The organism is Phenylobacterium sp. (assembly GCF_030693625.1).
Classification (GTDB): Bacteria; Pseudomonadota; Alphaproteobacteria; order Caulobacterales; family Caulobacteraceae; genus Phenylobacterium; species Phenylobacterium ferrooxidans.
The window spans coordinates 167,158-179,118 of sequence record NZ_JAUYAF010000035.1; the positions used below are offsets into that span (position 1 = coordinate 167,158).

12 protein-coding genes are annotated in these 11,961 nt (G+C 68.3%); 1 reads left to right on the plus strand and 11 read right to left on the minus strand.

All coding sequences use genetic code 11. From position 1 onward, the window contains the following. Positions 1-12: 12 nt before the first annotated feature. Complete coding sequence (locus Q8N10_RS08370; protein ID WP_304782076.1) at positions 13-1,989, minus strand: DEAD/DEAH box helicase; 1,977 nt, start codon at positions 1,987-1,989, stop codon at positions 13-15. A gap of 260 nt (positions 1,990-2,249) precedes the next feature. Between Q8N10_RS08370 and Q8N10_RS08375 the strand changes: the two genes are divergently transcribed. Then, a complete protein-coding gene (locus Q8N10_RS08375) occupies positions 2,250-2,531 on the plus strand; it encodes a hypothetical protein (RefSeq protein WP_304782073.1) in 282 nt (93 codons plus the stop codon). 259 nt (positions 2,532-2,790) lie between these two features. On the opposite strand, the gene Q8N10_RS08380 is transcribed toward Q8N10_RS08375, so the two are convergent. The 10 genes from Q8N10_RS08380 to flgB form a co-directional block, all read right to left on the minus strand. Next, entirely contained in the window at positions 2,791-3,768 is a 978-nt protein-coding gene (locus Q8N10_RS08380; protein WP_304782071.1) for an SDR family oxidoreductase, read from the minus strand. Between the two features lie 99 nt (positions 3,769-3,867). After that, positions 3,868-5,934, minus strand: coding sequence for a cell cycle histidine kinase CckA (cckA, locus tag Q8N10_RS08385; RefSeq protein ID WP_304782068.1), 2,067 nt, complete (start codon positions 5,932-5,934; stop codon positions 3,868-3,870). Between the two features lie 111 nt (positions 5,935-6,045). Continuing rightward, the gene (gene flhB, locus Q8N10_RS08390) at positions 6,046-7,170 is read right to left on the minus strand and encodes a flagellar biosynthesis protein FlhB (protein WP_304782065.1); all 1,125 of its coding nucleotides are present in this window, start codon (positions 7,168-7,170) and stop codon (positions 6,046-6,048) included. A 1-nt stretch (position 7,171) separates the two neighbouring features. Further along, entirely contained in the window at positions 7,172-7,930 is a 759-nt protein-coding gene (gene fliR, locus Q8N10_RS08395; RefSeq protein WP_304782061.1) for a flagellar biosynthetic protein FliR, read from the minus strand. 5 nt (positions 7,931-7,935) lie between these two features. Next, positions 7,936-8,199 carry a flagellar biosynthesis protein FliQ gene (gene fliQ, locus Q8N10_RS08400; protein WP_304782059.1) on the minus strand — a complete coding sequence of 88 codons (264 nt, stop codon included), beginning with the start codon at positions 8,197-8,199 and terminating at the stop codon, positions 7,936-7,938. A gap of 141 nt (positions 8,200-8,340) precedes the next feature. Next, entirely contained in the window at positions 8,341-9,879 is a 1,539-nt protein-coding gene (locus Q8N10_RS08405) for a glycine betaine ABC transporter substrate-binding protein (RefSeq protein ID WP_304782056.1), read from the minus strand. Beyond that, on the minus strand, positions 9,876-10,652 hold the full coding sequence (locus Q8N10_RS08410) for an ABC transporter ATP-binding protein (protein ID WP_304782053.1): 777 nt from the start codon (positions 10,650-10,652) through the stop codon (positions 9,876-9,878). Before Q8N10_RS08410 ends, Q8N10_RS08405 begins: the two co-directional genes overlap by 4 nt. 103 nt (positions 10,653-10,755) lie before the next feature. After that, on the minus strand, positions 10,756-11,061 hold the full coding sequence (locus Q8N10_RS08415; protein WP_304782049.1) for a flagellar hook-basal body complex protein FliE: 306 nt from the start codon (positions 11,059-11,061) through the stop codon (positions 10,756-10,758). Positions 11,062-11,072: 11 nt separating this feature from the next. Beyond that, positions 11,073-11,492, minus strand: coding sequence for a flagellar basal body rod protein FlgC (gene flgC / locus Q8N10_RS08420; RefSeq protein WP_304782046.1), 420 nt, complete (start codon positions 11,490-11,492; stop codon positions 11,073-11,075). Between the two features lie 12 nt (positions 11,493-11,504). Further along, a complete protein-coding gene (gene flgB, locus Q8N10_RS08425; protein WP_304782597.1) occupies positions 11,505-11,918 on the minus strand; it encodes a flagellar basal body rod protein FlgB in 414 nt (137 codons plus the stop codon). Positions 11,919-11,961 lie beyond the last annotated feature (43 nt).

An 11,961-nucleotide genomic window follows, 5' to 3' on the forward strand; every position in this document is an offset into this window, starting at 1 on the left:
GCGGAAGGGTGACTAGCCCTTCGGCCCGGCGTTGGACTTGTTCTTCTTGAAGGGCTTCTTGAAGGCCCCATCCTTGGGCGGACCCTTGAAGGTCTCGGCCTTGCCCTTGTAGCCGCCGCCCTCCTTGGGCGGGCCCTTGGGCTTGAAGTTCTCAGGCTTGCCCTTGTAGCCGCCGCCCTCCTTGGGCGGACCCTTCCACTCGGTCTTGCCCTTGTAGCCCTCGCCCTTGGGCGCGCCGTCGCCCTTGCCCTTGTACTCGGGACGCGGGCCGGTCTTGAACGACCGGGCCGGACGCTCGCCGCCCGGCGCGTCGCGCGGCGGGGCGGTCTTCTGGCCCGAGGCCGGAGCCACGGTGGGCTCGATCTTGATCTCGTCGTTCATGGTCGCCTTGACCGCCGCGGCGAACTTGGCCTCGGCGTGCTTGGCGATCTCGAACTTGGTGTCCTGGTCGAAGATCTTGATGGAGCCGATCTCCGGCTTGGTCACATGCCCCAGGCGGCAGATCATCGGGATCAGCCACTTGGGATCGGCGTTCTTGGCGCGGCCCACATTGATGCGGAACCAGGTGACCTCGCTGGGGTCGAGGCGCTCAGGCCGGCCCACCGGACCTTCGCGGTCGGGGCTCCAGCGGTCAGCGCGGGGCGGCATGGGGCCGGACGACGGGCCCTGGTTGTCGCGGGGATCGATGTGCAGGTCCTCGGCGGCCGGCAGGCGCGCGCGGTGCAGGCGGATCAGGGCCGCGGCCACCTCTTCCGGCGTGCGATTGGCCAGCACCAGCTTGGCCAGCGCCATGTCTTCCTCGAGCAGCGGCTCGGTGAGGATCGGGTCTTCCAGCAGCCGGGTCTGGTCGCGCTCGCGGATCATCTCCGGGGTCGGCGGGCCCTGCCAGACAGCCTCGATATTGGCCGAGGCCAGCAGCTGTTCGGCCTTGCGGCGGCGCGTGTAGGAGACCAGCAGGACCGAGACGCCCTTCTTGCCCGCCCGGCCGGTGCGGCCCGAGCGGTGCAGCAGGCCCGCCTTGTTCACCGGCAGGTCGGCATGGATCACCAGGCCGAGGTCAGGCAGGTCGAGGCCGCGGGCGGCCACGTCGGTGGCGACGCAGACCCGGGCCTGGCCGTCGCGCAGGGCCTGCAGGGCGTCGGAACGCTCCCGCTGGCCGAGTTCCCCCGACAGGCCCACCACCGCGAAGCCGCGCTCGCGCAGGGCGGCATGCATGTGGCGCACGCCGTCGCGCGTGTTGCAGAAGACCAGGGCCGAAGGGCTCTCGAAGAAGCGCAGCACGTTGACGACGCCATTCTCGACCTCGTTGGGCGCCACGCGAATGGCGCGGTACTCGATGTCACCGTGCGGCTCGTGCCGGTTGACGGTGTCGATCCGCAGCGCGTCGGTCTGATAGCGCTTGGCCAGCATCGCGATCTCGCGGGCGATGGTGGCGGAGAACAGCAGGGTGCGGCGGCCGGCCGGCGCGGAGTCCAGGATCTCCTCCAGGTCCTCGCGGAAGCCCATGTCGAGCATCTCGTCGGCCTCGTCGAGCACGACGACCCGCAGGGCCGAGAGGTCGAGATTCCCGCGCTCCAGGTGGTCCTTCAGGCGGCCCGGCGTGCCCACCACGATGTGGACGCCGTTCGCCAGGGCCCGCTGCTCGCGGCGCGGATCCATGCCGCCGACGCAGGTCTCGACGCGCGCGCCGGTCTGGGAATAGAGCCAGGTCAGTTCGACGCTGACCTGCATGGCCAGCTCGCGGGTCGGTGCGATGACCAGGGCCAGGGGCGATCCCGCCGGCCCGAACTTTTCGGCCCCCTCCAGCAGGGTGGGTCCCGCCGCCAGGCCGAAGGCCACCGTCTTGCCAGACCCGGTCTGGGCCGAGACCAGCAGATCGCGTCCTGCCGCCTCCTCCGCCAGGACCGCGTCCTGTACAGGGGTGGGCTCGGCATAGCCTTGGGCCGCCAGAGCGCGCTCCAGGGCCGGGTGGGTCGGGGGGAAGGGCATAGTGTCGAACGTCCGATCGGTCAGCCGCGGCGTGGGAAGACGCCGGGGGGCGCGGCTAATGCAGCCTCGCGGGGGCTTATACAAGCCTCAAGTCAAGAAATCCCGCGCAATACACACGCGCTTTCCGGGGAAGTGGGGACCGGTCCGTCGTCCGAAAGCGTGGCGCCGCGAAACATGTCCGGCTCTCGGGACGCCGTCCTGCGAATGGGCGTCGGGGATCGAAACGGCAGCTCAACCGTTACCGCCCCATGGCATATACGATGAAGAACGGTCGCACCCCGCCCACCACCACGGGGGAAGGCGAGCTGTCCTACAAGGGATTCAAGGGTGAGGTGGCCTATGAGATCATCGGCGCCCTCGCCGGTTTGCGCCAGGGTGGCGCCGCCCTGCGCGGTTCTTTCATGACCACCGAGGAAATCGCCGACGCCGCCTTCAAGGCCTGCGACGGCCACCTTCGCCTCGCCGACGGCAAGGAATACCGCATCACCATGGTCGGCTACACGCCCGGCAGCACCACCGGCTACTTCGAGCTGAAGATCTAGTTCGGGCGCCGCGAAGCGGCGACAAGGAAAGCTCGACCACGAACCTCACGAACGACACGAACAACAACAGGTGTCATCGCGGAAACGCGGAGCGTTGTCCGGGCCCCAGACGCGCGGGGATTGCAGGCGAGATCGGTGAGTATGGGTCCCGGTCTTCCGCTTCGCGGAAACCGGGATGACACTCTCGGGCGCCGGTGTGTTCTTGTACGTGTCGTTCGTGAGGGTCGTGGTCGATCTTGTTTTGCCTGCCCACCCGGCCTCAATACCCGCCGATGATCGGCAGCACCTCGCCGGTGATGAAGCTCGAACTCTGCGCCGAGGCCAGGAACACATAGGCCGGGGCGATCTCCTCCGGCTGGGCGGGACGGCCCATGGGGGTCTGGGAGCCGAACTTGCTGATCTTCTCCTCGTCCTTGTCGGCCGGATTCAGCGGCGTCCAGACCGGGCCGGGCGCGACGGCGTTCACCCGGATGCCCCTGTCGATCAGGTCGCCGGCCAGGGCGCGGGTGAAGGCGTGGATGCCACCTTTGGTCATCGAATAGTCCAGCAGGTCCTTGCTGCCGTCGATGCCGGTGATCGAGCCGGTGTTGAGGATCACCCCGCCCGGCTGCATCACCGCCACGGCCGCCTTGGCCATGTAGAAATAGCCGTACAGGTTGGTCTTCATCGTCAGGTCGAAGTGCTCGTCGGAGAGATCCAGGACGTCGTCCACGTGCTCCTGGTAAGCGGCGTTGTTGACCAGGATGTCGAGCTGGCCGAGCGCTTCGACCGTGAGCGCCACCGCATGCCTCGCGAAGCCCGGAACCGACACGTCGCCGGCGATCAGGATCGCCCTCCGGCCCTCGGCCTCCACCGCCTTCTTGGTGACGAAGGCGTCCCTCTCCTCGGTCAGGTAGGCGATCGCCACGTCGGCGCCCTCACGGGCGAACAGGATCGCGACGGCCCGGCCGATGCCGGAGTCCGCCCCGGTGATCAGCGCCACCTTGCCCTCCAGCTTGCCGGAACCCTTCCAGAACGGCGCGTCATACATCGGCGCGGGATCGAGCGCCGCCTCGCTGCCCGGCTTGTCCTGATGCTGCCTGGGGAAGGGCGGGACCGGATAGGCCCGCGCCCCGGCCTGCATGGCCTTGGGCTTGTTCGGCGCGAAGGACCTCTCCTCGGCCGCCTCCACCTGATCCTGAATCTCGCGACCCCGCTCAGCGGCGGCCTCGGCTTGGGATTCGGGGGTCTCGGACATCGGATGCTCCTGCGCGGGGGTGTGCGCAGTTAGCGAAAGTGCCGGGATGTAGTTCCCTGGTCCGACCTTCAACCCACGAAGCTAGGGGGCCACTTGCCCCTAAGCCGCCTTCTGAAGCTCCTGCTTCACCCGCTCGGCCAGGGTCTTGATGTCGATGGGCTTGGGCAGGAAGGAGACGTTGGTCTCGCCCTCCAGCAGGTTCGAGAACTCGGCCTCGGCATAGCCGGAGATGAACATCACCGGGGCGCCGGCCAAGTAGATCCGCGCCTGTTTCAGCAGGTCGGGGCCCTGCATGCCGGGCATGACCACGTCGGAGATCATCAGGTCGATAGTGCCGGCATGTTCCTCGGCCAGCTCCAGGGCTTCCTCGCCCGACGCCGCCTCGATCACCTCGTAGCCACGGGCGCGCAGCAGTTTGGCGGCGACGCCGCGCACCGCATCCTCGTCCTCGACGAACAGGATGCGGCCGGCGCCGGACAGATCGCGGGCGGCGGGGCGGGTGGCCTTCTGGACCAGGGGCGTGGCCACCACGGCCGGGGCGGCGTGGACCGGCAGGAAGATGCGGAAGGCCGCGCCTTCGCCCGGCTTGGAGTCGACGCTGATCCAGCCGTCCGATTGCTTGACGATGCCATAGACGGTGGCCAGTCCCAGGCCCGTCCCCTCGCCCACCGGCTTGGTGGTGAAGAAGGGGTCGAAGATCTTGTCGACCACGTCGGAGGCGATGCCGGGGCCGTCGTCGGACACCTCGATCAGGGCCTGCTCGCCCTGGGCCGAGGGATAGCCGAGCGCATGGGCCTCGGCCTCGGTGACCCGGGCGGTGCGGATGGTGACGCGGGAGCCGCCGTTCATGCGGGTGGCGTCGCGGGCGTTGACCGCCAGGTTCATCACCGCCGTCTCGAGCTGGCCGCGGTCGGCCCGCACGTGGGGCAGGTTGCGGCCGTACTCGGTCTCCAGCTTGACGTCTTCCTGCAGCACGCGGCGCAGCAACACCTCGAACTCGCTGATCAGTTCGCCGAGGTCGAGGATCTCGCGCTGCACGGTCTGCTTGCGCGAGAAGGCCAGCAGCTTGCGCACCAGGTCGGCGGCCCGCGTGGAGGTGGAGCGGATCTCGCTCAGGCCCTCATAGGAGGGGTCCCCCACCGGGTGGCGCGTCGACAGCACGTCCAGCTGCATGAAGATGGCGGTCAGCAGGTTGTTGAAGTCGTGGGCCACGCCGCCGGCCAGCTGGCCGATGGCCTGCATCTTCTGGCTCTGGGCCAGCTGCAGTTCGATCTGCTTCTGCTCCGAGACGTCCACCAGATAGGCGACCCAGCGGCCGTCGCTCTTGGACAGGTAGAGGTGGGCGATCTTGGTGGGGTCCTTGGCCAGGCGCACTTCCAGCGCCCCGCCGCCCCCGGTCCCGTCCTTCAGCCGCTGGCTGGCGTCGGCCCGGCTGGCGGTTTCGATCAGGTCGCCGAAGGTGGAGCCGACGCCGCCATAGCCGGGCGCGGCGGCAAGCGTCGGGTTGGCCTCGACGATGGTGGACTCAAACGGGTCCTCCCCCTCCAGCAGGGCCGCGCCGAAGGGCGAGGCCGCGGCGAAGGCGTCCAGCACCTTTGGAGGCGGCGGCATCGCATTGGAAAATGCGGTCAGAACGTCCATGGCCGCAGACGGCAGGGACAGCGGCTCGGCCGGCCCGGCGTTCAGGCGCACCAGGAAGCGGCGGGCGCCCAGGGGCGAGATGGTGGCGTTGTGCTCGGTCCCGTTGGTGCGGATCGAGGCCTGGGAGGTGTCGCCCCGGCGCGCGGCGGTCAGGGCGGCGAACAGGCTGGCGGCGGACGGCCCGCCCTTGGGCAGGCGCGGCGCCATGCCCAGCACCGACCTCCACGCGCCGTTGGCGGCGTGGATGCGGCCGTCAGCGGCGGCGATGGCGGCGGGTTCTGAGAGCGCCTCGATCAGCTTGTCGGCGCCGGGCTCGCTCTCGGCGGCGGCCTCGACGGAGCCGCGCAGGGCGAAGAGACCCAGGCAGGCGACGCCCGCCAGGCCGATCAGCAGCATCAGGCCGGCCAGGGTCGCTGGCCCCGCATTGATGGCCGGGGCGGCCGCGAAGGCGACAGCCATGAGGAAGAACACCACCGCCGCGGCGGTCAGCGGATCAAACCGGCGTTTTGCGGTCGGCTCAGCCATGGGTTTTTCCAGGCGGGCGCCCTGAACGGGTTGGCCCGGCGAATCGGTGTTCAGCATACATGAAGCCTTGAGATTACGCGGCTTTACGGTGGATGGGCGCCCCGGCCGACATCATCCGGACACCCGCACACGGGTGGGGGCCATCTTGGGCTTCGGCGGGGGCGCCTCGGCCCGCTTCTCGTTCTGCATGATGAAGCCGATGATCTTGGCGACGGCCTCATAGTGGTTTTGCGGAATGAACTCCTCGATCTCCACCGAGGCGTAGAGGGAGCGCGCCAGGGGCGGATCGACGATGACCGGCACGCCGGCCTCCTCGGCCACCTTGCGGATACGCAGGGCGATGGCGTCCATGCCCTTGGCCACGCACTGGGGGGCGCCCTGGCCGCCGGCCTCGTACTTCAGGGCCACGGCGTAGTGGGTCGGGTTCATGACCACGACGGTGGCGCCGGGCACGTTCTGCATCATCCGCTGGCGGGCGCGGACCATCCGCAGTTGCTTCTGCTTGCCCTTGATGTGGGGGTCGCCCTCGGTCTGCTTGTACTCTTCCTTCAGGTCTTCCTTGCTCATCCGCTGGCGCTTCATGAAGCGCTGCTTCTGCCAGAACCAGTCCAGGCCCGCGATCAGCAGCAGGAAGCCGGCGATGGAGAAGGCCAGGGCGCGGATCAGCCTGGCCGCGAACGGCAGGATGGCGTTGGGGTCCATGGCCGACAGCTGAGTGAACTCGGCCATGTGCGGCTTGACCACCAGATAGCCGATCCAGCCCACCAGCCCGATCTTCACCAGGGATTTGGCGAACTGCATCAGGGCGTCCACCCCGAACATCCGCTTCAGCCCCGCCATCGGCGAGATCTTCTTGTAGTCGAACTTGAACACCTTGCTGGGGGTGAACATCAGCCCGGTCTGGACCAGGTTGCCGGCCGCCCCAGCCAGGGCCGCGGCGAACATCACCCCCAGGATCAGCGGCGCCCCGGCCTTCATCACGTAGTACAGCACCTCCTGGCTGCCGCCGCCCGAGACGCTGATGGAGTCCGGGTGGGCGATGAAGGGCATCATGGCCAGGGCCAGGTCGCGGCACATCGCGCCGCCCGCGAAGGCGATTACGCTGGCGGCCGCGGCGAAGGAGGCCAGCAATGGCAGGTCCGGCGTCTTGGGGACGTCGCCCTGCTCCCTCGCCTTGCTGAGCTTACCAGCTGTGGCTTCTTCTGTTTTTGACTCGGGATCGCTGTCGTCCGCCATCTCAGCCGCCGAAGACCATGAGCAGATCGCGGTAACGGCTCAGCCAGACGGTGCCGATGACCCCGAGGCTGAGCGCCAGGATCGAGAGGCCAAAGATCACCATCAGTGGTGAGGCCACGAAGAAGACCTGGAACTGCGGCATGACCCGGCCCACCAGGCCGATCGCCACGTTGAAGACCAGGGAGAAGACCAGCAGGGGCGCCGAGAGCTGCACCCCCAGCTTGAAGCAGTCGGCCACCGTCTGCACAGCCAGGGTCGCGGAGTCGGCCACCGGCAGGTCGCGGCTGAAGGGGAACAGGGTGTAGGACTTCACGATGGCGCCAAGGAACAGGTGGTGCAGCCCTGTCGACATGATCAGGGTCAGGCCGATCAGCCCCAGGAAGGTGCTGAGGGTGGAGGAGCCCGGCGCGATGCCCGGCGCCGCGGTCTGGGCGAAGGACAGGGTCGTCTGGATGGAGATGATCTCGCCGGCGGTGGACAGCGCCATCAGGAAGATCCGCAGGATCGTGCCGATCATCAGCCCGATGATCACCTCCTTCAGCAGGCCGCCCACCATGGTCCCCATGGCGGCCGGGACGGGCGGCAGGTTGGGGGCCACCACCGGCAGCAGCATCAGGGTCATGAGGAAGGCGAAGGACAGTCGGATCCGCGGCGGCACCGTGGAGTCCCCGACGCCTGGCATCAGCATCAGCAGGGCCGACAGCCGCGCGAAGACTAGGCCGCCGACATAGACCTGCTGAGCTGTGGCGTAGGACTCCACCCGCCTTACATCGCCGAGATGCGGGCGGCGATCTGGCGCATGAAGTTGCTCATCAGGGCGCCCATCAGCGGCAGGAAGAGCAGCAGGGAGATGAAGATCGCGACGATCTTGGGGGCATAGACCAGGGTCGCCTCCTGGATCTGGGTCAGGGCCTGCATCAGGCCGATGGCCACCCCCACCACCAGGCCGACGATCAGCACCGGCGCGCACAGTTGCAGCGTCAGCCAGATAGCGTCCCGACCGACGTCCAGAACCTCGGAGCCGTTCATGAAGGGCCTCGCGAAACAGGGGAGAAGAACCGCCCCCATCTCGCGCAGACATGGTTAACGAAGGGCTACCGGCCTCCAGGACTTAGCCAAATGACTAATTGCTTATAGGCCCTGGGAACCACTGCAGGCGGCGCCCAAACCTCACTTCGAAAGCCCCCTCGCCGCCTCCGCGGGACTGGCCTTGTCGGTGTCGCGGTCGACGCTGTAGTTGGCGCCCTGCATGGCCGAGACCGGGATCGAACCCACCAGGGGCTTCAGCGCGGCGAGCAGGCGCGGGTCGTCGGCCCGCTGGGGCGAGACCAGGATCACCGCGTCATAGGGCGGCAGGGCGCCCTTGGGATCGGTGAGCACCACCAGCTTGTCGGCGGCGATCCGGCCGTCCGAGGAGAAGGCCGAGATCACGTCGGCCTCACCGCCGGAGAGCGCCCGGTACATGAACGTCGGCTGGAAGGACCTCTGGGCCTTGAAACGGAAACCGTAGGCGGCGTCGACGGCCTTCCATTCCGGCCGCGACAGGAACTCGATATCGGTCCCCAGGGTCAGCTTGGGGGCCTCGCGGGCCAGGTCGGCCAGACTGACGATACCCAGCGCCTTGGCCCGGTCGGCCTTCATGGCGAAGGCGTAGGCGTTCTCGAATCCCAGGGAGCCCAGGACGGTCACCCCGTCCCGCTTCTCGAGCTCGGTGGTCAGGCCGTCCAGCACCGCCTGGCGCCCCGGATTGTCCTGGCGGTTCAGGACATTGGTCCACAGCGTGCCCGTATAGTCGACATAGACGTCCAGCTCACCGGCGGCCAAGGCGCGGTAGGCCACCGCCGAGCCCAGGTCTTCCTTGCGGCTGACCGTCGCGCCGGCCCGTTCCAGGCGGTCGGCCATCAGTTCGGCCAGGATGTACTGCTCGGAGAAGTTCTTGGCGCCCACCACATAGCTGCCCGGCTTGCCGAAGGTCGCCAAAGGCAGGATGGCGATCACGATCCCCACCAGGAGCCCTATCGCCCCGCCGATCATCAGCCGGCGGTCGCGTCTCGCAGCGCCCGTTTCGATCAGCCCCAGCAGCTGGTCGGCGGTCATCGCCAGGACCGCCGAGGCCGCGCAGCCGAACAGGACGCTGACCCAGTTCTCGGTCTGCAGGCCGGCGAAGATGTAGTTGCCCAGGCTGGTCTGGCCCACCGGCGTCGAGAGGGTCGCCGCTCCGATGGTCCAGACGGCGGCGGTGCGCACGCCGGCCATGATCACCGGCATGGCGAGCGGCAGCTCCACCTGGAAGAGCTTCTGGCGCGCGGTCATCCCCACCCCGTCGGCGGCCTCCCGCACCGCCGGGTCGACGCCGAGGATGCCGGTGGTGGCCGTTCGCAGGATCGGCAGCATCGAATAGAGGGTCAGCGCCAGCAGGGAGGGCAGGAAGCCCAGGGCCGAGAACCCGTGCCCGGTCAGCGACAGGCTCAGGGCCGAGACCACCAGCAGCAGCGGATAGAACAGGGCCAGCAGGGCCAGGCTCGGGATGGTCTGGATCAGGCCGGCGAAGGCCAGGACCGGCCAGCGCAGGCGTGGGCTGCGGCTGGCGGCCACCGCCAGCGGCAGGCTGATGATCAGGCCCAGCGCCAGGGCCGAGGCGCTCAGCAGCACGTGCCAGGCCAGGTATTCGGGCAGCAGATCGAAGGCGGCGGCCAGGTTCGGGTTCACGAGGCGCTCTCCGACAGGCGGGCGGCCAGCCGCTCGGCCTGGCGACGCGGTGCGTCCATCAGGGCCCGAACATCGGGGTCGACACTGGAGGCGCTGAGCCCCCCAGGGGTCCCGTCGGCCACGATCACACCGGCCTTCAGCACCACGATCCGGTCGGCCAACAGCACCGCCTCGCTCATGTCATGGGTGACCATCACCGTGGTCAGGCCAAGCTGGTCATGCAGGGCGCGGTAGTCGGTTCCGAGCTGGTCGCGGGTCACCGGGTCCAGGGCGCCAAAGGGTTCATCCATCAGCATGACCTTCGGCTCGGCCGCCAGGGCGCGGGCCACGCCGACCCTCTGGCGTTGACCGCCCGACAGCGCGGCCGGCAGGCGCCCGCCCATCTCTCGCGGCAGGTCGACGAGGCCCAGCAGTTCCTCAACCCGGGCGGCCGTCCGCGCGGCGTCCCAGCCCAGCAGCTTGGGGGTGATGGCGATGTTCTCGGCCACGGTCAGATGCGGGAAGAGCCCGATCTCCTGGAAGACGTAGCCGATGCGGCGGCGCAGGACGTGGACCGGAACCGCCCCCGCATCCTCGCCCAGCACGCGCACCGCGCCGGCGTCCGGAGCCGCCAGGCGGTTGATGGTCTTGAGCAGGGTGGTCTTGCCCGACCCCGATGGCCCCACCAGGGCCACGAACTCGCCAGGCGCGATGGAGAGGCTGACGCCGGCCAGGGCCGCATGGGCGGCGTAGCGTTTCTCGATGGCCGAGAGTTCGATGGCGGTCTGAGGCATCCTCAGACCATAGAGCGCTTTCCGGCGAAGTGGACTCCGGTTCGCCGCCCGAAAGCGCGACAAGGCAAAAGCCCCGGCGCGGCGCGCGCCCGGGCAAGTGACCTCAGATCGGCATACGCATGATTTCCTGATAGGCGCTGATCACCTGGTCGCGGACGGCCATCACCGTCTCCAGGCTGGCCTCGGCCGCCGAGATCGAGGTGACCACATCGATCAGTTCGGCCTTGCCGGCCACATTGGCCTTGATCTGGTTTTCGGCATGCTTGGAGGCCTGCATGGCGTCGGTCATGGCCGACTTCACCAGGGACCCGAAATCGAGGCCGCCCTCGGCGGCGGCGCCGGTTGGCTTGGCGGCCCCCACCCCTTGAGTGGAGGCGTAGGCCTTGGCGGCGGCGAGCGCGGTCATCATGGCCTAGGATCCTATCGCTTCAGCAGATCAAGGGTGCGCGTTTCCATGGCGCGCGCCGTCTCGATCACGTTGAGGTTGGCCTCGTAGGCCCGCTGGGCCTCCTTCATATCCAGCGCCTCGACCAGGGTGTTGACGTTGGGGGTCTTCACATAGCCCTTGGCGTCGGCCGACGGATGGCCGGGTTCGTACTCGGTCTTGAAGTCACTCATGTCAGGGTCGACGCGGGTCATCCGCACCCCCATGCCGCCGTCGATCTTGACCGCGGTGAAGACCGGGGCCTGCCGCCGATAGGGGTCGCCGCCGGCGACCTTCGAGGTGGAGCCGGCGTTGGCCATGTTCTCGGCGATGATCCGCATCCGCCCCTGCTGGGCGCGAAGGGCGGTGGTGGCGATCGCCTGGGCGACACCGCTGACCGGTTTGATCTCGGGCATCTATTTTCGCCTCTATTTCCCGGGGGCCCGCGCGGCCATCCGCAGCAGGTTGAGGGATTTCTGGTAGAAGCCGATCGCCGCCTCGTAGCTCATGCGAGCGTCGGACATCTTCATCATCTCCTCCTCCAGCACGACGGAGTTGCCGTCGAGCGTGGTCTCGGAGTCCTTGACGACCTTCGATTTGAAGTCGCCGCCGTTGCGCTGGCTGGGCGGCAGCATGTGGCCCACCTGGGTCACGGAAACCCGGCTGGCCCCATTGCTGGCGGCCTTCATCTGGGCGGCGAAGTCGTAGGGCTTCAGGTCCTTGGGCGAGAAGCCCGGGGTGTCGGAGTTGGCGACGTTCTGGGCGATCAGCTTCTGGCGGTCGGACAGGTAACCCATCCGGCCGCGCAGCATCGAGAACAGGGGGATGTCGCCGATATCCATGGGAAACATGGTGAATAAATAGGGTTAATCGCTCCTTAAGACC